The sequence below is a fragment of the Halorubrum rutilum genome (assembly GCF_042665015.1).
Lineage (GTDB): Archaea > Halobacteriota > Halobacteria > Halobacteriales > Haloferacaceae > Halorubrum > Halorubrum rutilum.
The window spans coordinates 307649-330125 of record NZ_JBHTBL010000005.1 but is presented as its reverse complement, the minus strand read 5'-3'; the positions used below and the strand labels follow the sequence as shown (position 1 = coordinate 330125).

18 protein-coding genes are annotated in these 22477 nt (G+C 72.5%); 11 read left to right on the top strand and 7 right to left on the bottom strand.

Annotated elements, in window-relative coordinates; translation table 11 throughout:
* Window positions 1–24: 24 nt before the first annotated feature.
* On the bottom strand, window positions 25–699 hold the full coding sequence (locus ACFQMF_RS07945) for an MBL fold metallo-hydrolase (protein WP_256409595.1): 675 nt from the start codon (window positions 697–699) through the stop codon (window positions 25–27).
* A gap of 123 nt (window positions 700–822) precedes the next feature.
* On the opposite strand from ACFQMF_RS07945, the gene ACFQMF_RS07940 reads away from it, so the two are divergent.
* Both ACFQMF_RS07940 and ACFQMF_RS07935 read left to right on the top strand, forming a co-directional pair.
* Window positions 823–2670, top strand: a complete 1848-nt coding sequence (locus ACFQMF_RS07940) for a MutS-related protein (RefSeq protein ID WP_256409594.1) — start codon at window positions 823–825, stop codon at window positions 2668–2670.
* Window positions 2663–3124, top strand: a complete 462-nt coding sequence (locus tag ACFQMF_RS07935) for a DUF8009 family protein (RefSeq protein WP_256409593.1) — start codon at window positions 2663–2665, stop codon at window positions 3122–3124. Before ACFQMF_RS07940 ends, ACFQMF_RS07935 begins: the two co-directional genes overlap by 8 nt.
* 34 nt (window positions 3125–3158) lie before the next feature.
* Here ACFQMF_RS07935 and ACFQMF_RS07930 read toward each other — a convergent pair whose 3' ends face one another.
* Window positions 3159–7931, bottom strand: coding sequence for a DUF7997 domain-containing protein (locus tag ACFQMF_RS07930; protein WP_256409592.1), 4773 nt, complete (start codon window positions 7929–7931; stop codon window positions 3159–3161).
* Window positions 7932–8042: 111 nt separating this feature from the next.
* Here ACFQMF_RS07930 and malA point away from each other — a divergent pair, with 111 nt between their 5' ends.
* Entirely contained in the window at window positions 8043–10205 is a 2163-nt protein-coding gene (malA, locus tag ACFQMF_RS07925) for an alpha-amylase MalA (protein ID WP_256409591.1), read from the top strand.
* A 51-nt stretch (window positions 10206–10256) separates the two neighbouring features.
* Window positions 10257–11765: a 4-alpha-glucanotransferase gene (malQ, locus tag ACFQMF_RS07920; RefSeq protein WP_256409590.1), complete on the top strand. Its 1509-nt coding sequence runs from the start codon at window positions 10257–10259 to the stop codon at window positions 11763–11765.
* 35 nt (window positions 11766–11800) lie between these two features.
* Here the strand turns inward: malQ and ACFQMF_RS07915 are convergent, their stop codons facing one another.
* On the bottom strand, window positions 11801–12010 hold the full coding sequence (locus ACFQMF_RS07915; protein WP_092565868.1) for a PLDc N-terminal domain-containing protein: 210 nt from the start codon (window positions 12008–12010) through the stop codon (window positions 11801–11803).
* Window positions 12011–12368: 358 nt separating this feature from the next.
* Here ACFQMF_RS07915 and ACFQMF_RS07910 point away from each other — a divergent pair, with 358 nt between their 5' ends.
* The 3 genes from ACFQMF_RS07910 to ACFQMF_RS07900 all read left to right on the top strand — a co-directional run bounded on the left by ACFQMF_RS07910 (window position 12369) and on the right by ACFQMF_RS07900 (window position 16486).
* The gene (locus tag ACFQMF_RS07910; RefSeq protein WP_256409589.1) at window positions 12369–13340 is read left to right on the top strand and encodes a transcription initiation factor IIB; all 972 of its coding nucleotides are present in this window, start codon (window positions 12369–12371) and stop codon (window positions 13338–13340) included.
* Between the two features lie 153 nt (window positions 13341–13493).
* Window positions 13494–13967, top strand: a complete 474-nt coding sequence (locus tag ACFQMF_RS07905) for an NUDIX hydrolase (protein WP_256409588.1) — start codon at window positions 13494–13496, stop codon at window positions 13965–13967.
* A gap of 143 nt (window positions 13968–14110) precedes the next feature.
* Window positions 14111–16486, top strand: coding sequence for a DUF7527 domain-containing protein (locus tag ACFQMF_RS07900; protein ID WP_256409587.1), 2376 nt, complete (start codon window positions 14111–14113; stop codon window positions 16484–16486).
* A 173-nt stretch (window positions 16487–16659) separates the two neighbouring features.
* Here ACFQMF_RS07900 and ACFQMF_RS07895 read toward each other — a convergent pair whose 3' ends face one another.
* A complete protein-coding gene (locus ACFQMF_RS07895) occupies window positions 16660–16965 on the bottom strand; it encodes a hypothetical protein (protein WP_004045854.1) in 306 nt (101 codons plus the stop codon).
* A 327-nt stretch (window positions 16966–17292) separates the two neighbouring features.
* Between ACFQMF_RS07895 and ACFQMF_RS07890 the strand changes: the two genes are divergently transcribed.
* A complete protein-coding gene (locus ACFQMF_RS07890; protein WP_256409586.1) occupies window positions 17293–18645 on the top strand; it encodes an adenylosuccinate synthase in 1353 nt (450 codons plus the stop codon).
* A 36-nt stretch (window positions 18646–18681) separates the two neighbouring features.
* On the opposite strand, the gene ACFQMF_RS07885 is transcribed toward ACFQMF_RS07890, so the two are convergent.
* The 3 genes from ACFQMF_RS07885 to ACFQMF_RS07875 all read right to left on the bottom strand — a co-directional run bounded on the left by ACFQMF_RS07885 (window position 18682) and on the right by ACFQMF_RS07875 (window position 20164).
* On the bottom strand, window positions 18682–19548 hold the full coding sequence (locus ACFQMF_RS07885; protein ID WP_256409585.1) for an aldo/keto reductase: 867 nt from the start codon (window positions 19546–19548) through the stop codon (window positions 18682–18684).
* 84 nt (window positions 19549–19632) lie between these two features.
* Window positions 19633–19896, bottom strand: a complete 264-nt coding sequence (locus tag ACFQMF_RS07880; protein WP_256409584.1) for a type II toxin-antitoxin system RelE family toxin — start codon at window positions 19894–19896, stop codon at window positions 19633–19635.
* Window positions 19889–20164 (bottom strand): ribbon-helix-helix domain-containing protein, encoded by a 276-nt coding sequence (locus ACFQMF_RS07875; RefSeq protein WP_256409583.1) that lies wholly within the window; start codon window positions 20162–20164, stop codon window positions 19889–19891. Before ACFQMF_RS07875 ends, ACFQMF_RS07880 begins: the two co-directional genes overlap by 8 nt.
* 140 nt (window positions 20165–20304) lie before the next feature.
* Between ACFQMF_RS07875 and ACFQMF_RS07870 the strand changes: the two genes are divergently transcribed.
* From ACFQMF_RS07870 to ACFQMF_RS07860, 3 genes are read left to right on the top strand one after another with little or no spacing between them, the layout of a single operon-like run.
* Window positions 20305–20793: an Lrp/AsnC family transcriptional regulator gene (locus ACFQMF_RS07870; RefSeq protein ID WP_256409582.1), complete on the top strand. Its 489-nt coding sequence runs from the start codon at window positions 20305–20307 to the stop codon at window positions 20791–20793.
* Window positions 20790–21929, top strand: coding sequence for a pyridoxal phosphate-dependent aminotransferase (locus ACFQMF_RS07865; RefSeq protein WP_256409581.1), 1140 nt, complete (start codon window positions 20790–20792; stop codon window positions 21927–21929). The genes ACFQMF_RS07870 and ACFQMF_RS07865 overlap by 4 nt, the downstream gene beginning before the upstream one ends.
* 54 nt (window positions 21930–21983) lie before the next feature.
* On the top strand, window positions 21984–22301 hold the full coding sequence (locus ACFQMF_RS07860) for an antibiotic biosynthesis monooxygenase family protein (RefSeq protein ID WP_256409580.1): 318 nt from the start codon (window positions 21984–21986) through the stop codon (window positions 22299–22301).
* Window positions 22302–22477: the final 176 nt, after the last annotated feature.

Sequence of the window (22477 nt, the reverse complement as noted above, 5' to 3'; positions counted from 1 at the left end):
GGATGGGCCGCGCGTTCGATTCCCTCAAATCCGCGCCGCGAGCGCTCCGAGCGCCTCGTCTCCCCCGGAAGCGAGCGGCTCGCCGTGGCCGACGCAGGCGATCTCGAACGGCGGGGCGCGGGCGGCGAGGTCGCGGACGCTGTCCAGTACCGCGTCCGTGTCGTAGCTGACGAACCACTCCGAGGGTTCGAGCGCGCCGTCGGACGCGGCGACGAGGTCGCCGAGGAGCGCGACGCCGAGGTCCTCGCTCACGTACGCGACGTGGCCCGGCGTGTGGCCGGGGGTGTGGTAGGCGGTGAACGAGCCGAGCCGCTCGCCGTCGGCGACCGCCTCGATGTCCAGGTCGGGCGGGGTGTCGAAGAGCCCGGCGAGCCGCTGGAACGCGCCCTTGTGGTTCCGCAGCGGCGGCGACCGCTCCCCCCGGAGGATCGCCGCGTCGAACGCGCCGGCGTAGACGGTCGCGTCGAGCTCCGGCGCCAGCGCCGCGAGCGTCCCGACGTGGTCGAGGTCGTAGTGCGTCAGGAGCACGCGCCCGACGTCTCCGACGCCGACGCCGGCCTCTTCGAGCCCCTCCCGGACCCGCTCCTCGTCCCACGGCGTCCCCGCGTCGACGAGCACGGGGACGTCGTCGTCGACGAGGTAGGCGCTGACGCCGCGCAGCTCGAACCGCCACACGCCGTCCGCGAGCTCGGTGGCCATGGGTGCCGGTAGCGACCGACGGGATTTGACGCTGGCGGCCGACCGGGGCCGCGGTCGCTCCGCGCCCGGCGCCCGTCCCGCCGCCGACGAAAACGCCAAGACGCCGCGCCCTCACGTCGGCGTATGCGACTCGAGGACTACTGGGGGATCGGCCCGAAGACGAGCGAGCGGCTCGTCTCGGCGCTGGGGACCTCGCGGGCGATCGAGGCGATCGAGTCGGCCGACGTCCGGGCGCTCGTCGACGCCGGACTTCACCGCGGACGCGCGACCCGGATCCTCCGTCGGGCCAACGGCGAGGCCGGGATGGACGTCCTCGCGACGGGCGACACCCGATCGGTGTACGACGACCTGCTCTCGCTGGCCGCGGGCCACGCGCTGACGGCCCACGCCGCCGACCGGATCCGGGTGTTGACGCCGCTGGCCGACCGCGAGGCCGTCGAGGAGCGACTGGACGACGTCGTCGCCGCGCGGGAGGCGTGGGAGGGGCTCGGCGAGGCCGACCGCGAGCGCGTCGTCGAGGCGTTCGACGCGTACGACGACGCGGAGGGCTCCGACCTCGCGGCCGTCGAGACGGCCCTCGCCCTGCGGGAGGCGGGACTCGACCACGGTCCGTTCGCGGCGGTCGGCGAGCTGGAGTCCGAGCGCCTCCGGGACGCCGCCGACGCCCTCGCCGACGTGCGCGGCTCGATCGACCCGACGGCGATCGACGACGGCGGCGAGATCGAGATCGCCCGCGGCGCCGACGCGGAGCTCGACCGCCTCCGCGACCGGCGCGACGCGGCCGAGGAGCTGGCGAACTCCGCGTTCGACGTGCTCGACGCGGTCCGAGACGGATCGCTCCGCGACTTCGAGGCGCTGGAGGCCGCGACCGTCGACCGCGTCGCGAGCGAGACCGGCGTCGACCCGGCGACGGTGCGGTCGGTCGCGCCGGACGACGCGCTCGACGCCGCCGACTTCGTCTCGGCGACCCTCCGCGACCTCGCGGCGGAGCTGGAGGCCGAGGTCGCGGAGCGCGAGGCGGCGGTCGCCGCCGACATCCGGGAGCGGATCGGAGGAATGCAGGCGAAGACGGACGAGGCCGGCGAGGCCGACGGGAATAACGGACGCGGAAGCGCCGTTACCCGCGCGGTCAACGCGGTCTCCGACGCCGCGTTCCTGCTCTCGCTCGCGCGGTTCGCGGCCGACCACGACCTCGTCCGCCCGACGCTCGTCGACGACGGGATCGCGGTGCGGAACGCCCGAAACCTCTTCCTCGCCGGCGAGGTCCAGCCGGTGTCGTACGCGGTCGGGACCCACTCGCTCGCGGGCGACGCGGGCGTCGCGAGCGCCGACGCGCCGCCGACCGGCGACCGCGTGAGCGTGCTCACGGGCGCGAACTCGGGCGGGAAGACGACCCTGTTGGAGACGATATGCGCGGTGGCGCTGCTCGCGTCGATGGGGCTCCCGGTGCCCGCCGAGGCGGCCGAGGTCGGCGCGTTCGACCGGATCGTCTTCCACCGCCGGCACGCCTCGTTCAACGCCGGCGTGCTGGAGTCGACCCTGAAGTCGGTGGTCCCGCCGCTCGTCGAGGACGGTCGGACGCTGATGCTCGTCGACGAGTTCGAGGCGATCACGGAGCCGGGCCGCGCCGCCGACCTGTTGAACGGGCTCGTGACGCTCACCGTCGAGCGGGGCGCGCTCGGCGTGTACGTCACCCACCTCGCGGAGGACCTGAGCCCGCTCCCCGACGCCGCCCGGATCGACGGGATCTTCGCGGAGGGACTCACGAGCGACTTGGCGCTGCGCGTCGACTACCAGCCGCGCTTCGGGACGATCGGCAAGTCGACGCCGGAGTTCATCGTGTCGCGGCTCGTCGCGAACGCGAGCGACCGCGGCGTCCGCGCCGGCTTCGAGCACCTCGCCGGCGCCGTCGGCGAGGAGGCGGTCCAGCGCACCCTCTCGGACGCGGAGTGGACGGGCGACGATGAGTGAGCGCGGCGAGGGCGGTCCCGACCGGATCCGGTCGATCGCGGTCCACCGCGAGGACGTCGCGAGCGCGCTCGAAGCCACGCTCCGGAGCGACCGCGAGGTCGTCCTCCGGGTGACGCCGCCCTTCTCGGGGCGGATGCGCGCCCGGCTCCACGCGGTCGACGCGGGCGCGTCCGACCCGCCCGGCGAGGATGCGGCCGCGAGCGGCGAGCGCGACGGCGACCCCCCGACCCCGATCCACGTCGATCCCCGCGAGCTCGTCGCCGAGGTCCCGCCGTACCCCGAGGTCGACGAGACGGCGGCGGCCCACCCGGACGCGGACCTCGAAACCCGCCGACGGCTCCACGAAGAGGCCGTCGAGTCGTGGCGCGAGCGCGTCCGCGACTCGGTCGTCGAATCCGTCGCGATCGAGGTCGACGAGGCGTCTCGCGATGTCGACGTGACCGCGCTCGGCTGACGCCGGCCGATCGTTAAAAGAACCCGCGGAGCCGCTACAGCCGGAGTCGCTCGACCGACGTGCCGGCGCCGGCGAAGTCGGCGAGGGAGTCGTCGCCGTCCGGCGAACCGTCACCGTCGGCGGTCGCCGCCGCGACGACCACCGTGTCGGCGTCGAGGTCGGCGTCCAGCCGGACCTCGTACGCGCCGTCGTCGGGGGTCGCCAGCGCGGAGCCGTCCGCGGCGTACACCGCGACCGCGTCGCCGTCGGTCTCGCCGGCGACGACGAGGTCCTCGCCCGCGTACTCGACGGCGGCGGTGAGGTCGGGGCCCGCGGGCCGGTCGCGCTCGACGTAGCGGTCTCGGACGACGGTCGGGGTCTCGACCGGCTCGCCGGCGTCGACGCCGTGCGCGAGCCGGATGTAGCCGGCCATCGACCACGCGAGGGGCGTCGCCCCCCCGGTGCCCTCGCCGAACTCCCAGCCGTAGTCGGTCGGGTGCTCGCGGTCCCACACCTGCTCCGGGAGCATCCGGCCGGAGTTGCCGAAGCCGGCCATCGTCTCCAGGAGGGCGTCCGGTTCGAGCGCGTCCTCGTCGGTGCCGCCGAAGGCGTCTGGGCCGTCGGCGCGGGCGCGCAACTCGTACTCGCCGCGCTCGCCGGTGAAGATCGGCCACAGGCGCCCGCGGCCGTCGCCGGTGCCGGCCCACGGCGCGCCCGGGTCGCCGGCGGCGATCTCGCCGTAGGCGTCGCCGACGTACCGGTACCACGCGGGGCCGTGCGGGGTGTCGACCCGGATCGAGTCGTCGACGACGGAGACGGAGTTCAGAACCGTCTCGTCGTCCGCCGGCTTCACGCCGAGCCGGACGAGCTCCAGGAAGCCGCCGTCGACGATCTCGCGCTCGTCGTAGGTCGGGCCGTCGTTGGCGATCGTCCGCGGGCGCCCGGACTCGGGGTCGCCGTCGGCGGTGACCCGGAGGTAGTACGGCGTCTGGGCGTGGCGCTCGGTCCCCGTCGCCGTCGCGCACCACTCCTCGACGCGCGCGGCCCAGTCGTCGGCGAGGCCGAGCCACGCGAGGGCGTCGGCGTGGAGCGCGTCGGGGGACTCCTCGGCGGTCGCGTCGCCGTCGCCCGACTCGATCCGGTCGGCCTCGGCGAGCGCGAGCGCGGCGCCGCAGACGAGCCCGGCGATCTCGGCCGCGATGCTCGACGGCGAGAAGCCGGCCTCCTCCTCCCAGCGCTCCTGGGCCGTCTCGGGGCCGTTCTCGGCGATGTAGCCGAGCGAGCGCCGGACCTGATCGTAGGTGTAGTCGGCGTCCGCCGGCGCCAGGCCGTGCTCGTACAGCTGCCACGCCATCACCGACGGGAACGCGATGTTGTCCATCTGCTCGCCGCCCCACCGGGTGCGGCCGTCGATGTAGGTGTTCTGCGGGAGGAAGCCGTCGTCGTCCTGCTGGGTGTTGTAGAGGTACGCGAGCGCGTTCGCGCCGCGCTCGACCTCGCCGACCTCGATCAGCGCGGTGAACACCTGGTAGAGGTCGCGCGACCAGACGAAGTTGTAGCCGTAGCCGCGGTCCTCGGCGGCGTACTCCGTCTCGCCCCACGGCACCGACGGGCTGGCGATCCCCGCGCCGTCGTGGCGCTTGTCCTCCACGGCGGCGAGCGTCATCAGCGCGAAGCGGTACTGGGTCGCGAGCTCCGGATCGCCGGTCACCGAGTCGGGGAACTCGCGGCCGGCGAGCCAGTCGCGCCACGACCCGACGTAGGCGTCGGCGACGTCGGCGAAGCCGCGCGAGATGGCGCCGCGGGCCTCGCCGAGCGCGGCCGCGGTGTCGGCGTTCTCCGCGAACCCGAGCGCGACCGTGTCCGAGACGTCGGTCCCGCTCCCGACGAGCCCGGCGAGCACGACGTTCCCGGTCGCCTCGGCGGCCCCCTCGCCGCGCTCGCCCTCGCCGAAGAGGGCGTCCGCCTCCTCGCCGCCGGCCGAGAGGACGCTGGCCCACTCGAACCGGTCGTCGGCGGCGAGCGCCAGGGCGACCTCGAAGGAGTCGCCGTCGTCGTCGACGAGCTTGCCCGCGCCCCGGTCGGCCGCGTCGTCGTTGCGCGCGAGCAGGTGGTAGCCGTCGCCGTCGCCGACCCGGTCGCCGCGGTCGTTCGTGCCGACGTTCGTGATCGTCGTGTCGACGAGGGCGTACACGTCGTACTCGCGGCCCCCCTCGAAGTCGACGTCGGCGAGGACCGCGTCGCCGTCGGTGTCGACCGCGTACTCGACGGTGAGCGTCCACTCGTGACCGTGGCCGTCGCCGGTCTCGCGGACCGTCTGCGTGTACGCGAGCGCGTCGTCGACCGTCGGTTCCGTCCGGCGCTCGACGGTCTCGGTGGCCGTCACGTGGCTCGTCTCGTCGAAGGTGCGGATCGTGTATCCCGTCTCCGGGTCGGCGACGAGGAAGTCGAACGTCCGGACGTTCATCACGTCGATCCGCGGGAACCGGGCCTCGGTGAGCGCCCCCTCCGTCAGCGTGAACCAGACCGGGACCGGGTCGTCCGCCTCGTGGTCGGCGGGCGTGCCGACGCCGAACTTCCGGCCCGTCGTCCAGTGCGGGGCCTCGTCCGGGCCGGTCGGCCGGTCGTGCGGGACCGGGAGCGCGCCGTGCCGGGCGAGCGTCACCGTGGCCTCGATCCGGAGCGCGTGGGACCAGCCGATCGGCGTCGCGCTGTCGAGGTCGCCGTCGTCGAACGCCTGCTCGGCGAACAGCCCGGCGTCGTTGACGAAGTGGCCGTCGGGCCCGCAGAGGGCGTACAGGTCGCGGGCCGCCCCGAACAGGTCGGCGCCGGCGTCGCGGTCGGCGCCGGCGTCGCGGTCGGCGCCGCCGCCGTCGCCGTCGCGCTCGCGGACGAGCCCGCCGAGCGAGGCGGCCGCCGTCGCGCCCCACAGGGTCGCGATCGACCACACCTTCGCGGCGCCCTGCTCGGCCGTGCGCCAGTCGTCGCCGGTGAACCTGACGAGCCCCTCGACGTCGGCCGTCTCGCGGCGCAGGGCCTCGATCGAGTTCCGGACGTGGCGCGCCACCCGGTCGAGGAACGCGTCGAAGTCGGCCGTCGCGACCGCCGCGCCCGAGCCGTCGGTGACCGCGCCGTCGACGCGGGCGCGCTCCTCGCGCAGGGCCGCGTACTCGACGGCGGCGCCGGCGAGCGCGAACGTGCTGGCGTCGGCGCGGTCGTCGCGGCTCTCCGCGCTCGCGCGCTGCGGGAACCGCCCGGTGTCCGGGTTCCAGCGCTCGTCGAGCCCGGCGAGCGCGTCGTCGGCCGCCGCGGCCGCCGCGACGCGCGTCTCGTCGTCGACCGGCGCGCGGGCGACCGCGGCGAACGCGCGGAGGTACGCCGCGCCGGTGTGGGTGAACCGCCCGAGGGCGTTCTCCCAGCAGTTCTGACAGCGACGGGGGAGCCCGTCGTCCTCGGTCGTCTCGCGGAGGAAGGCGACCGCGTCCGCGATCGTCGCGTCGATCCGCTCGCGCCACTCCGCGGGGAGGTCGGTCGTCCGGCGGAGCCGGGCGAGGAACGCGACCACCGAGGCGGGCTGGTCGAGCTGGTCGTTCGGGCCGGCGGTCCCGTTCGCGCCCTCGATCCGGGCGTTCGCCCAGCCGGGCGCGACCTTGCCGGAGTCGGCCCAGACGCGGTGGGGCCACGAGCCGTCCGCGTCCTGCGTGCGGCAGAAGAAGGAGGCGGTCGCGAGCAGCTCCTCGTCGGCGTCGAGGCCGAGCTCCTCGCTCGCGCTCAAAAGCGCCGACGCGGTCTCCGCCTCGTCGCGGAACCAGGTGTAGCCGTAGCCGCCGGACGTCGAGTAGAAGGGGTCGAACTCGGGGGCGGCGATCCGGGCGCCGGACTCGGCCGTCAGCAGGTCGAGTGCGCGGAGATCGCTCGCGATCACGCCCCGCCGCGGGACGTCCTCGGGGACCGTCGGCCCCCGGCCCGCGGCCGCCTCGCGGAGGTCGTCGGCGTCGGGGTAGGCGGTCGCGATCCGCGAGAGCTCCTCGATCCGGCGCTGGCGGTCGGGGCCGTCGGAGAGCGCGTCCATCGCGTCGTCGCCCGTCTCGCGCGTCTCCCGGCGGTCGACGACCGCCCGGCTCGCCAGGGTGACGCGCTCGGTCCGGCCGTCGCGCTCGAAGGGGGCGCGGACGACGACGTCGGGGGTGAGCCGCGAGTCCTCGCGCTGATCGATCTCGCCGCGGTGCGGGAAGCCGTTCTCGTCCTCGCCGAGCAGCTCCGTGATCGTGCGGAGCCGCTGGCCGTGCGCCGCCGAGAGCCCGGTCGACGCCGTGAGGAAGTCGTGCTCGGAGCGGTGGTACACCTCGACGACGCTCCCGTCGTCCGGCCCGGCCTCCTGGTGGACCAGGTTGCCGACGCGGCCCTCGACCATGTCCGGCGAGAAGGCGCAGGCGGCGACGAGCTCGGCGCCGGCCGGCGGCGCGCCGCGCAGCTCGACGTGCGTCAGGTGCGTGTCGCTCACCACGAGGTCGAACTGGTGGATCGTGTACCGCCCCGCGTCGTACTCGGTCTCGACGAGGGGGGTGTCGCCGTCGTAGTGCTGGCGCGTCGTCGCGAGGTCGTCGAACCAGCGGACGCCGCGGCCGGCCGTGATCCCCATTCGGAGCCGGTCGGCCCCGCCGACTCCCGACAGGGCGTACGAACAGTCGTGGACGGCGCCGTCGGGCCCGACGTGGACCAGACGGCCGTCGTCGCCCGTGAACGCGCCGGCGGTCGTGGGACGCTCCGCCGGATAGCGCTCGCCGCGCCGACGTTCGTGCTCCGTGAGAGCGGTTCGCAGTCGCATAGTCGCCCTGCGATTTCCGGGGTAAAAGCCTTGACGAACGAGGCGACCCCTCGGTCCGAGGGGACCGACCGAAGAGCAACACCGAAGACCCCAGGCGTCAATGGGTGCCACATGCACCACCCTGGACCCCCCCGATTCCTCTCGACCGGGGAGACGACGCAGCTCGCGCCGCGGGACCCGGACCCGTCGGCGAGCTACGAGTGGCGCGTCGCCGACGCGCCGCCGGACAGCGACGCGACCGTGGGCGAGCGGTCCGTGACCGACTTCACGCCGGACGTCCCCGGACGGTACCGGCTCGGGCTCGACGCGCCCGACGGCGACCACCTCCTGACGGTGCGCGCGTTCCCGGCGAGCTACGAGGGCGTCGACGTCGCCGGCGGCAGCGGGACCGCGATCCGCGACCGCGACGCCGACCGGGCCGCGATCGACTACGGCGCCGAGCGCGCCCGCGAGGGCGTCGGGCGGCCGCGCGTCCGGCTGGACGCGACCGTCGAGGAGGCGGCGGGCGAAGGCGGGGGCGCGGCGGGGCGAGACGAGGGCACGGCGGGCCGAGACGAGAGCGCGGCGGGCCGAGACGAGGTCGTCGTCCGGGCGACGCCGACGCCGAACCCCGAGTCGGCCCTCGACGCGTCCGAGCTGGCCGTCACCTTCGTCGTGGACGACCGCGACGTCGAGGCGGCGGTCGGGGAGGGGCGGCGGAACCCGCGAGACGCGCTCCGGACGACCGACGACGGCCGGACGCTCCGGATCCCGACCGAGGCCGTGCCGGACCGGCTGCGCGTCCACGGCGTCGCCGTCGCCCGCGAGCCGGGGCGCGAACGGCGGGTGAGCGTCGCCGACGCGGTCGCGGTCGAGCGCACCGACCGGAGCGAGCTCGCCGGGGACGACGGTCCCGAACCCGCCGAGCCGGAGCTGACGGCGCCGACGGGCCCCGACGGTCACGCCTTCGAGACCGTCCGGCTCAACCAGCCGCCGGAGTGGACGACTGACGCGACCGTCTACGAGGTGTACGTCCGGACGTTCGCCGACGCCGACGAGGGGGAGGCGTTCGCGGCGATCGAAGGGCGGATCCCGGAGATCGCCGACCTCGGCGTCGACACGCTGTGGCTCACGCCCGTGCTCGAACACGACGGGAAGCCGCACGGCTACAACATCGTCGACTTCTTCGACGTCGCCGAGGACCTCGGCGACCGCGACGACTACGAGGCGCTGGTGGAGACCGCCCACGACCACGGGATGCGGGTGCTGTTCGACTTCGTCGCCAACCACACCGCGCGCGACCACGAGTGGTTCCGAGACGCCTATCGGAATCCCGAGTCGCCGTACCGCGACCGCTACGAGTGGCAGGAGTCCGGCGAGCCGGGGACGTACTTCGACTGGGAGCTGATCGCGAACCTGAACCACGCGAACCTCGACGTGCGCCGCTTCCTCCTCGACGTGGTCGACGAGTGGGCGCCGCTCGTGGACGGGTTCCGCTGCGACATGGCGTGGGCCGTGCCCGACTCGTTCTGGCGCGAGCTCCGCGACCGGGTGAAGGCGAAGGACCGCGAGTTCCTGCTGATGGACGAGACGATCCCGTACATCCCCGGCTTCCACGAGGGGATGTTCGACGTCCACTTCGACGCGACGCTGTACTTCCAGCTCCGGCAGGTCGGGCGCGGCGCCGAGCCGGCCGCGTCGCTGCTCGACGCGATCGACCGGCGCCCGGAGATCGGCTTCCCCGACCACGCCGGCTTCCTCCAGTACATCGAGAACCACGACGAGACGCGCTACCGCGTCGAGTGCGGAGACGCCGCCGCGGCCGCCGCGGGGGCGGCGACGGTGACGCTGCCCGGCGTGCCGATGGTGTACGCCGGCCAGGAGATCGGCCAGCGCGGCCGCCGAGACGCGATCGCGTGGGACCACGCCCGCGACGAGGTCCGCGAGCGCTACGAGCGCCTGCTCGCGACCCGCGCCGACCACAGGGCGCTCGGTCCCGACGGCGACCTCGAACGGGTGGAGTACCACGTCGCCAGCGGCGACCTCGACGAGCGGCCGATCGCCGCCAGCGGGAACGTGCACCCCGACGACGTGGTGGCGTTCCGCCGGAGCGACGGCGAGGAGTCGCTGATCGTCGTCCTCAACTTCGCGCCCGAGACGGCGAGCGTCGCCGTCGACGCCGCCCACGCCGACCGCGACCTGGTCACCGGCGACCCCTGCGTCGTCGTCGACGGCGACGGGACCGAGCGGATCCGCGCCGACGAGGTCGCGGTCGTCCGGGAGACCGGCCGGTGACCCGTCCCCGCGGACGCAACGCTTGAGTCGGTGGGGGTCACAGGGGGACGCATGCGATTCGACCGCTCCGCCGGCGTGTTCTGTCACGTCACCTCGCTGCCGGGACGACACGGGATCGGCGACCTCGGCGACGGCGCCGAAGCGTTCCTCTCCTTCCTCGGCGACGCCGACGTCGACCTCTGGCAGATCTGCCCGGTCGGCCCGACGACGAGCGCCGCCGGGGAGTCGCCGTACCAGTCGCCGTCGGCGTTCGCCGGCAACCCCCTCCTGATCGACCTCGACGGGCTCGTCGCCGACGGCTGGCTCGACGAGTCCGACCTCGAACCGGTCCCCGACTTCCCGGACGACCGCGTCGACTACCCGGCGGTCAGGGAGTACAAGCTCCCGCTGTTGCGGACCGCCTTCGAGCGGTTCGACGAGACCGTAGAGGACGGCGGGGACGCCGGGGCGGAGGCGGCGGCCGAGCTCGACGCCTTCCGCGAGCGCGAGCCGTGGCTCGCCGACTACGCCCTGTTCCGGGCGCTCTCGGAGGCCCGGCCGGAGGGGACGTGGGTCGAGTGGCCCGACCCGCTCCGGACGCGCGACCCCGAGGCGCTCGCGGAGGCGCGCGACGAACGCGCGACCGAGGTCCGCTTCCGGGAGTTCGTCCAGTGGACGTTCGACCGGCAGTGGCGCGAGCTCCGGGCGGTCGCGGCCGACGAGGGGGTCTCGATCGTCGGCGACGTGCCGATCTACGTCGCGCTCGACTCGGCCGACGTGTGGGCGAACCCCGGAGCGTTCCGGCTGGACGAGGCGAACCGCCCCACCGCGGTGGCGGGCGTCCCGCCGAATCCGGGCGACGACGGCCAGCGCTGGGGGAACCCCGTCTACGACTGGGAGCGGCTCGCCGAGCGCGGCTACGACTGGTGGCTCGCCCGGTTCCGGCGCCTGTTCGACCTCGCCGACGTGGCGCGGCTCGACCACTTCCTCGGCTTCGTGAAGTACTGGGCGATCCCGGCCGACCGCGACGACCCGGCCGCCGGCGAGTGGCGCGAGGGGCCGGGGCGCGACCTGTTCGAGGCGGTGGAGCGCGAGCTGGGGCGGGCCCCGTTCATCGCCGAGGACCTCGGCTTCGAGGAGCCGAGGATGAACGAGCTGATGGCCGAGTTCGGCTTCCCGGGCATGCGCGTCCCGCAGTACGCCGACTGGTGCGAGGAGGGGAACCCCTACCAGCCGATGCACTACCCGGAGGGCGTCGTCGGCTACACGTCGACCCACGACACGGACACGTGGGTCGGCTACTACGAGGACCTCCCCGAGCGCCAGCGCGACTGCTTCCGGTACAACGTCGGCGCCGACGGCGACCGCGCGGTCGAGTGGGAGATCGTCGACGAGGTGTGGGCCTCCGAGGCGGTGATCGCGATGACGACGATGCAGGACCTGCTCGGGCTCGGCAGCGAGGCGCGGTTCAACGAGCCGGGGACCGTCGACGGCAACTGGGAGTGGCGCGTGACCCGGGACGACCTCGACGACGAGATCGCCGACCGGCTGTGGGAGCTCGCCGGGCGGCACATTCGCTAACGGGGCCGAGCGTCGACGAAGGAGAGGGCGGGCGGTTATCGCCGGCCGACGATGAAGTACAGCACGAGCCCGAGCAGCGGTGCGAGGAACGCGACGACGGCCCACAGGAACGCGGGCTGGTCGCTGCGCTGCTTCGCGTCCGAGTAGATCCAGACGATGATACCCAGCTGTACGAGCAGTACCAGTAGACCGAACAGGAGGGCGATCCCGCCGGCCAGCGCCTCCTGAAGCAGTATCGGGGACATCGGTCGAACTCACTCGCGGGCGTAATAAGTGTCTTTGGTATCGCGGTATCCCCACCTTTGGTATCGCGGTGTCCCCACCCACTCGCTCCCGCGTCGCGGCGCCGGTGCGGCGGGGAGTCTATCACGAAATATCTATATAGTAGCGATCGACGGATCGACGCGACTCGATCGGCGACGGCGATAGACGAGAAACCGGCAGCTACTATCGCCGTGACGCCGTGTGCGATGCGCTCTGCCGTCGGTTTTCGTTCTCGATATCGAAGCGAGGATTTAAATACGTTCGGTCCTTACCCGTTAGTGAGGAAACCAACCGAGAAGCGTCTCTCGGTCCCCTCGTTCCCTCCATTTGAACCAACCAATGAGCGAAAACGTTCGAACGTACACGGCGGAGCACGTCGGCGACGAGGAGGAGACCGAGTCGTCGGACGAGGAACTGCGATGTCCCGAGTGCGGCGGCCAGCTCGCGACCGACACCGAGCACGGCGAGACTGTGTGTGTCGACTGCGGGCTCGTCGTCGAGGAGGACGAGATCGACCGCGGGCCGGAGTGGCGCGCGTTCGACTCCAAGGAGAAGGACAACAAGTCGCGCGTCGGCGCCCCGACGACGAACATGATGCACGACAAGGGGCTCTCGACCAACATCGGCTGGCAGGACAAGGACGCCTACGGGAAGTCCCTGTCGAGCCGCCAGCGCGAGAAGATGCAGCGGCTGCGCACCTGGAACGAGCGGTTCCGCACCCGCGACTCCAAGGAGCGGAACCTGAAACAGGCGCTCGGCGAGATCGACCGGATGGCCTCGGCGCTCGGCCTCCCGGACAACGTCCGCGAGACCGCCTCGGTCATCTACCGCCGCGCGCTCGACGAGGACCTCCTGCCCGGCCGCTCGATCGAGGGCGTCTCGACGGCCTCGCTGTACGCGGCCGCCCGACAGGCGGGCACGCCGCGGAGCCTCGACGAGATCGCGGCCGTCTCCCGCGTCGAGAAGGACGAGATCGCCCGGACGTACCGCTACGTCGTCCGCGAGCTCAAGCTGGAGATCCAGCCCGCGGACCCCGAGAGCTACGTCCCCCGGTTCGCCTCGGACCTCGGCCTCTCCGACGAGGCCGAGCGCCGCGCCCGGTCGCTGCTCGACACCGCGAAGTCGCAGGGAATCCACTCCGGCAAGTCGCCGGTCGGCCTCGCCGCCGCGGCGGTGTACGCCGCCTCCCTGCTGGTCAACGAGAAGGTGACCCAGAGCGAGGTCAGCGACGTGGCGAACATCAGCGAGGTCACTATCCGGAACCGCTACCACGAGCTGTTGGAGGCCGAGGACGGCGTCGCGCTGAGCTGATCGGCGGCACCGCGCCGACCGCCGCGCGCCGACCGACGGACCGACGTCGTCGACGCTCCGCCGGTTCCTCGACCGACCGCGTTTCGGCTCCGGACTTTCCTGACGCACGCCGACTTTCCGAACGCACAAGCACCCGCGGGCCGAGCGACGCGTATGGAGACCACCCGTCACTTCACCGCGACGACGTACGTCGTCAACGACGGCGCGACCGCGCTCCACGCGCACGACCGGCTCGGGATCCGCCTCCCGCCCGGCGGCCACGTCGACCGCGACGAGCTCCCGCACGAGGCGGCGCTCCGCGAGGTCCGCGAGGAGACCGGCCTGGAGGCGGAGCTGGTCGCGACGCGGTCGTCGATCGAGGGGCCCAACACCCGCGGCCTCCCGGAGCCGGCCCACCTGATGCTCCACGACATCAACGTCCACGAGGACGGGTCGGTGGGTCACCAGCACGTCGATCACCTCTACTACGCCCGCGTCGGCTCCCGCGAGATCGCGCCGGGCGCCGACGACGAGGTCGACCCGGAGGCGTGGCGCTGGTACACCCCGGCCGAGCTGGCCGCGAGCGACCTGCAGCCGGACGTGATCGAGCTCGGCCGCGAGGCGATCGCGGCCGTCGAGGACGCGTAGTCGGTCGACGGCGCGACGGGCCCCTCGCCCGAAAGCGCCGGCCGGCGCGTCGACCGGTGACGGCGATCCCCGCCCGATCGGCGTCAGACGGCCGTCTCACGGTCCGGAAGGTATTTGGGTCGTTGCAGGCGACATAAAGCAAGATGGACGCAGAGCGACGATCGGAGATCGCCGAGTGGGACGCCCGCGAGTTCTCTGGCGGGTTCGCCGAGCTCGGTCGCCTCGTCGACGGCGGGTTCTCCGGCGCGGTGACCGACGGGGCGGCGTGGCTGTTCGTGTTCGAGGGCCGCGTCGTCGGGGCGGTCGACGGCGACCTCGACGACTTCGCGGAGGCCTCGGGGACGCTGTACGAGGCCCCGGAACCGGTCCTCCCGGTCCTGTTCGCGATGCAGGAGCGGGGCGGCGAGCCGCGGGCGCAGTACTACACGAACGACACCCCGCTCTCGGAGGCGGACCGGAAGCTCTCGCAGGGCGGGTTCACCGGCTACGTCGAGCTCTCCGAGAACGTGCTCTCGGGCGACTACTACGTCACGTACACGGCCGGCGAGTCGATGGCCGCCGCGTACGTCGGCAACTCCCGACGGCTCGAGACCGGCGAGAAGGCGTTCTCACTGGCCGACGACGAGGTCGGTATCTACACCGTCTACGAGGTCGACCTGAGCGTCCGGGAGATCCCGTCCGGCGGTCCGGAGGCCGACGACGACGGGGAGGCCGACGACGACGGGGAGGCCGACGACGACGGGGAGGCCGACGACGACGCGGACGCCGGCCCGCCGGCGAGCGCCGGATCGGTGAGCGCCGGATCGACAGGAGACGTGGCTGGCGACGAAGACCCCGACGGCGAGGCGATCGACGCGGACCCGGCCGCCGACCGCGGCGACGGCGGCCCGACGGGCGACGAGTCGAACGGCGGGGGAACGACCCGGGACCCGGAGGCCGTCGGACGCGGGACGGCCGAGGGCGACCGGGACCCCGACGCTCGGAGCGCCGACGAGCCGGCCGACGACGACCGCCCGTCGCCCGTCGAGATCGACGCGGCGGGCGACCGCGACGAGGGGCGCGGACCCCGGAGTTCGGACGAGGGACCGACCGAGGGCGGCGTCGGCGCGGACGCGTCGACGGCGAGCGCCGCCGACGGCGCCGCGAACGTCGCCGACGCGCGGTCGGTCGACGCTCCCGACGGACGGGACCGCGACGCGCGGACCGCCGACGCCGCCGGTCGGGACCGCGACGGCGACGGGGGAGACGGGGCCCGCCCCGACGACGACGTGTTCTCCGAGGAGGAGCAGTGGCGCGAGCAGAAGTCCATCCCCGCGCTGGACCCGTCGGAAGCGAGCGACCCGCCGGAGAACCGCGACGGCGACGCGATGACGTCCGGAGGCTCGCGGCGGTCCGGCAGCTCGGACGGGACGGCGAACCGCGGCGGCGGGCCGGCCGCGAACACCGCGAACGAGTCGTCTCCCGAGCCGCGTTCGACCGGCGAGGGCGGCGCGAACCGGTCGGCCGTGTCGCAGCGCTCGCGCGATTCCGGCGGGTCGCGCGGCGAGGGGTCGCCGCGGGAGCGGCTCCGACAGCTGGAGGGCGCGCTGGAGGAGTCCGAGCGGGAGCGCGAAGAGCTGGCCGCCGAGCTGGAGGAGTCCGAGCGGGAGCGCGAAGAGCTGGCCGCCGAGCGCGACGAGCTGGCGTCCGAGGTCGACCGCCTGGAGTCCGAGCTCTCGACGCTCCGCGAGGAGCGCGACCGGCTGCGCGACGAGCTCGCCGCGGCCCGCGACCGGCTCCCCGAGAGCGACCGCTCGATCTCGCCCGCAGAGGCGCGGAGCGGGACGAACCTCTTCGTCAGGTACGACTCCAAGGGCGGCGCGACGCTGGAGGACGCCCACGACGGGGCGGTGGACCGCGACGCCCTCCGCGAGAACCTCCGGATCGAACACCACACGAGCTTCGAGACCGAGGGGCTCGCGGTCGACGGGCGACCGTACGAGGAGTTCCTCCGCGACACGATCGAGTACGGGTTCACCCGCTGGCTCGTCGAGGACCTCCCGTTCGAGGTGAGCGGGACGGGGAACCAGGGCGTCCTCCGCGACCTCTACGACGCGATCCCCGAGGTCGACCGCGCGGAGATCGGGGGGTCGGTGTCGATCGCGATCCGCGAGAACGGCGGGGAGACGCGCGAGCAGCGCACGTTCGACCTCGTCCTGCGCGACCGGATGGGGAACCCCCTGTTCGTCGCCGACCTCAACGACAGCCGGGACCCGACCGCGGAGGGGACCCTGGAGTCGCTCGTGGGCAACGGCCGCGACATCGCCGAGTCGAACGACTCGTTCGCGGCGGCGTTCGCCGTGACGGAGAGCTTCTTCGAGCCGGGCGCGTTAGAGACCGCGAGCGACGCCGTCGGCGGCGGGCTGTTCAGTCGGTCGAAGCGCGCGAGCTTCGTGAAGCTCTCGCGCAAGCGGGGGTACCACCTCTGTCTGGTCGAGGCGCGCGACGGCGGCTTCCACATGACCGTTCCCGACCTGTAGCCCGGGGCGTTCGCGCCGGGGCACGGGCGACCGAGACGGCACGAGTGACGGAGACGAGAGACGGGGAGCGAGCGGCGCCGGGGCTACCGTCCGTAACGCGCGACGCGACTGGGGGCGGTGACTCGAGATCAAAACGCGGACTCGCGGCCGGCGGTGCGGACGAACGTGGGCGTTCAGTTCTCGAGTTCTGCGGCGTCGTCGATCCGCATGGAGCCGAGCTTGTCGACCGTCTCGTCGAGCTTCTCGTCGAGTTCGTCGACGAACTCGTGGGTCCGCTCGGTGGTGATCGCGCCCTGGCTGGACGGTTCGATGAGGTTCTCCTCTTCGAGCACGCGCAGCGAGTAGCGGACCTTGTGGTGGGGGTAGCCGGTCTCGTTCGACATCTTCACGATGCCGATCGGCTCGTTCTCGATGACCATCCGCAGGACTTGGAGGTGGCGTTCCAGCATGTCTACCTCCTTCTCTAGTCGATCTATCATGGCACATGTTAACTCGTCATGCCCCCGTTTAAAAGTTGCTGTCGGCGGGCGGGACCGGGTGGGACGATCACACGCTTCGACGTGCCAGTAGTTAACGCGTTCGATCGGTTCGGCCGGTGAGGCCCCCGGTATGGTCCGACCGAAAGCGAACCGAAGCGCCGCCGCGGGCGAGCGCGTGCGGAGGGTCGACGGTGCGGACGAACGGATTTCGACCGCACGAACGGGCATATTTCGGACTGACGCGATGCGGTGTGATACACGTCCGTGGGGTGATCGCGTCCGCGGACCGTAATCGGTTTTACCCCCCGGCCGGAACCTCCGGGCCGTATGACACTCACCATCGTCGGCTCCCAGCTGGGCGACGAAGGCAAGGGCGCGCTCGTCGACCGGTGGGGAGGGGACGCGGACGTCGTAGTCCGATATCAGGGCGGCGACAACGCCGGCCACACCGTCGTCGAGGGGGGCGCGGAGTACAAGCTCTCGCTGGTACCGAGCGGCGCCGTCCGGGGGACGGTCGGCGTCCTCGGCAACGGCTGCGTCGTCAACCCGCGCACGCTGTTCACCGAGATCGACGACCTCCGCGAGCGCGGGCTCGACCCCGACGTGCGGGTCGCCCGCCGCGCGCACGTCATCATGCCGTACCACCGCGTGCTGGACGGGATCGAGGAGGAGATCAAGGCGGACGACGACGCCGGCGACGAGGTCGGCACGACCGGCCGCGGCATCGGCCCGACGTACGAGGACAAGGCCGGGCGACGGGGGATCCGGGTCGCCGACCTGCTCGACCCCGACGTGCTCCGCGAGAAGCTGGCGTACGCCGTCCCGCAGAAGCGCGCGCTCGTCGAGGACGTGTACGGGCTTGACCTCGCCGACGACGACCGCGCCGCGGCGTTCGACGTCGACGCGCTCCACGAGGAGTTCGCCGGGATCGGCGAGCGGCTCGCCGACGAGGAGATGACCGTCAACTGCTCCGACTACCTCCACCGACGCCACGAGGCGGGCGACGAGATCCTCTTCGAGGGCGCGCAGGGCACCCACATCGACGTCGACCACGGGAACTACCCGTTCGTCACCTCCTCGAACCCGACCGCCGGCGGCGCCGCGGTCGGGTCCGGCCTCGGCGTCACGAACGTCGGCGCGGGCGAGGTCGTCGGCATCGTGAAGGCGTACCTCTCGCGGGTCGGCGAGGGGCCGATGCCGACCGAGCTCGACGGCGACGCCGACGAGGAGTCGCTCGCCGACGACATCCGCCAGAAGGGCGGCGAGTTCGGCACGGTGACGGGTCGCCCGCGCCGGATCGGCTGGCTCGACCTCCCGATGCTGCGCCACGCCGCGCGGGTCTCCGGCTTCACGGGGCTCGCGGTCAACCACGTCGACGTGCTCGCCGGGCTCGACGAGCTGAAGGTGTGCACCGCCTACGAGCTGGACGGCGAGGAGCGGGATACCGTCCCGACCACGCCGGACCGGTGGGAGCGCTGCGAGCCGGTGTACGAGACGCTCGACACCTGGGCGGAGTTCGACTCCGCCGCGGTCGCCAAGGCCGGCTACGACGCCCTCCCGGAGGCGGCCCGCGAGTACCTGGAGTTCCTCGCCGACGAGACCGACACGCCCGTCTACGCGGTCGGCGTCGGCCCCGACCGCGAGGAGACGGTCGAGCTGACGAACCCGTTCGACGAGTAGCGCGGCGGAGCGGTTCTCCCTCCGGCTCGGCCGTCGCTACGCCTGCGGGTCGATCCCGTCCAGCGCGCGCACGTCCTCGCCCGTCAGCGACAGCTCCGCGGCCGCGACGTTCGTTTCGAGGTGCTCGACGCTCGACGTGCCCGGAATGGGAAGCGTCGCGTCGGAGTGCTCCAGCAGCCAGGCGAGCGCGACCTGCCGCGGCGTCGCGCCGCGGCGCTCGGCGACCTCATCGAGCACCTCCGCGACGCCCTCGTCGTCGACGGCGTACGTCGGCCCCCACGGGATGAAGCCGATGTCGTCGCGCTCGCAGGCGCGGAGCACGTCCTCGTCGTCGCGGTTGCCGACGTCGTACCGGTTCTGGACGGTGGCGACGTCGACGATCTCCATGGCTGTCTCCAGCTGCTCGACGGTGACGTTCGAGAGACCGACGTGGGCGACCTGGCCGGCGTCTCTCATCTCCGCGAACGCGTGGACCGACGCCTCGAAGTCGGTGTCGGGGTCCGGGCGGTGGAACTGATAGAGGTCGATCGTGTCGGTGTCGAGCCGGTCGAGGCTACACAGCACCTGATTCTTCAGGAAGTCCGGGTCGCCGTGGGGGAGCCAGTCGCCCTCGCGGTTGCGGAGCAGTCCGGCCTTCGAGGCGACGACGACCTCGTCGGGGTCGCCGAGCGCCTCGCCGATCAGCCGCTCCGAGACGCCCGGCCCGTAGGAGTCGGCGGTGTCGACGAAGTCGACGCCGAGGTCGACCGCTCGCCTGATGACCCGTTTGGCCGCCTCCTCGTCGGCCGGGCGTCCAATGATGTCCTCGCCCGTTACCCGCATCGCGCCGAAGCCGAGCCGGTTGACGGTTAGGTCGCCGCCGATGTCGAACGTGTCGCTCCGCCCAGTGGTGTCTGAAGCCATGGGCGACCGATCTCGCGCCACCCGGAAACTCGTGGGGATGGCGGAAGGAGACGATCGCGGGGAGGATGATCGAAGGGAATCCTCTCAGGGAGGAAGATGTCGATCGTATATGTTCCGACGGTGGCCAACGGCCTCGACACGGATGATCCCGGCACTTCGATCCCACGCGACGACGGCCCGATAGTCGCCGGCTCGCAGCTTGTAGTACGGATACCCGGAGAGCGGTTCCAACCGGTGTTCGGTCCATTCGGTCGCCTCGTCGATCTTGTTCATCATCCGATCGGCGGACTGTGGATCGAGAGATTCGAGATGGGAGAGCGCCTGTTCCGTGTACTCGACCTCAGTCATCTAGTCCCAGTCGCTCTCGGGCCTCGTCGGCCGACACCGTCTCGTCGCGCTCCGCCTGCTCGCGGCTCTCTGCCAGGTCAGATAACGTTTCCTCGGAGAGCGTCACCGACGGGTCCACCCAGTCACGTAACGCGTCGCGAATCGCCTCAGACTTACTCGCGTATCCCCGTCGCTCCCACTCCTCGTCGATCCGGTCCAGCAGGGACTTCGGAACGCGAACGTTGATCTTCTCCATCCGGTCGTCGCCGGTGTTCGCGTCGGTGCTCATACTGTGTGGTACAATGGTATCACTCATAAGGATTCGGGAGATTCAGGGCGTAACCCCGTTGCGTCGCGATCCAACCGCTCGCCGTTCGCCCGTCTTGCGCGCGTCGCTACTCATAAACCGCCCCCGTGCGATCGTTCGGTATGGACGCCGAGCGCGAGGTACTCGACGTGTTGGCGCGGAACGCCCGCGAGGACATCGACGACATCGCGGCCCAGACGGGCCTCGACGCGGCAGCGGTAGCGGACGCGATCGACGGGCTGGAGGCGGACAACGTGGTCCACGGCTACCAGGCGGTCGTCGACTGGGACCGCGTCGATGAGGGGAAGATCCGGGCGGTCGTCGAGATCAACGTCGAGCTCGACCGCGAGACCGGCTACGAGGAGGTCGCCGACCGGATCGCGAAGTTCCCGGCCGTCGACGCCCTCCACCTCGTCTCCGGCGACTACGACTTCGCCGTCGAGGTGCTCGGCGAGACGATGCAGGACGTCTCGCGGTTCATCTCCGAGCAGGTCGCGCCCATGCCGGAGGTCACCCAGACGGTGACCCACTACATCATGGAGACGTACAAGGACGGCGGGGTCCGGTTCGAGGACGGCGACGACGACGACCGCCTCTCCGTCTCGCCATGAGGCTCTCCGACCGCGCGCGCGACCTCCCCGAGTCGGGGATCCGGAAGTTCTTCGAGCTCGCGGAGGCGCGCGACGACGTGATCTCGCTCGGCGTCGGCGAGCCCGACTACTCCGCGCCGTGGGCGGCCCGCACGGCCGCGATCGACTCGCTCGAACGCGGCAAGACCTCCTACACGGCGAACCGCGGGATGGCGGCGCTCCGCGAGCGGGTCGCGGCCCACCACGAGCGCTACGACCAGTCGTACGACCCGGCCGAGGAGGTGCTCGTCACCACGGGCGCGAGCGAGGCCGTCGACCTCGCGTTCCGCGCGCTGGTCGACCCCGGCGACACGGTCGCCGTCCACGAGCCGACGTACATCTCCTACGGGCCGGGGATCGAGCTGGCCGGCGGCGAGCGGCTCACGGTCCCCACGCGGGCCGCGGACGACTTCGCGCTCACCCGGGAGGCGCTGGAGGCGTCCGGCGCGGCCGACGCCGACCTCCTCGTCCTCTGTTACCCGAACAACCCGACGGGCGCGACGATGAGCGGCGAGCAACTCGCCGAGGTCGCCGCCTTCTGCCGCGACAACGAGATCCGGGTGGTCGCCGACGAGATATACGCCGCGCTCACCTACGGCGCCGACCACGCCTCGATCGCGACGCAGCCGGGGATGCGCGAGCGCACCGTCGTCGTCAACGGCTTCTCGAAGGCGTACGCGATGACCGGCCTTCGGCTCGGCTACGCGCTCGGCCCGACCGAGGCGATCGACGCGATGAACCGGATCCACCAGTACACGATGCTGTCGGCGCCGACGACGCCGCAGTACGCCGCGTGCGAGGCGCTCGACCGCTGCGACGACGAGGTGGCGGAGATGGTCGACGAGTACAACCGCCGCCGGCGGCTGGTCGTCTCGCGGTTCAACGAGATGGGGCTCGACACGTTCGAGCCGGGCGGCGCGTTCTACGCGTTCCCCGACTGCGGCGGCGACGACGAGGCGTTCGCCGAGGCGCTGCTGGAGGCGCAGGGCGTCGCGGTCGTCCCCGGGTCGGTCTTCGGCGCGGGCGGCGAGGGCCACCTCCGGGTGTCGTACGCGACCTCCATGCGCGAGCTGAAGGAGGCGACCGACCGCATCGCGACGTTCGTCGAGAACCGCTGAGGCGGCCGCCACGGTTACGTGGCCGGTCGCCGATAGACCGTCCGACGCGAAACGATGATCGACAGGATCTGGCACGGGTGGACGACGCCGGCGAACGCGGACGAGTACGAGCGACGCCTCCGGGAGGAGATCCTCCCGTCGTTCGCCGACGAGGGGATCGACGGCTACCGCGGCGCCCGGGTGCTCCGCCGCTCCGACGGCGAGGAGGTCGAGTTCGTCACGATCATCCGGTTCGACTCCGTGGCGTCGGTGAAGGAGTTCGCGGGCGAGGAGTACCGGAACGCGCACGTTCCCCCCGCGGCTCGCGAGGTCCTCAAGCGGTTCGACGACCGCGCGAAACACTACGAGGTGCGCGAGGAACGGGAGTTCTGAACCGCCGGTCCGCGGTCGTTGGCGCGTCGAGCGTCGCCCTCGCGAGTCCGGCCCCGGTCTCGCCCTCGCGAGCCTCCCCTTCCCGAACGCCTCCACCGCAGCGGCTACCGGACCGTCAAACTGTAAACGGGGTTCGAATTCCCGACCGTTTGACAACCTCTATCACGGACTCCGGC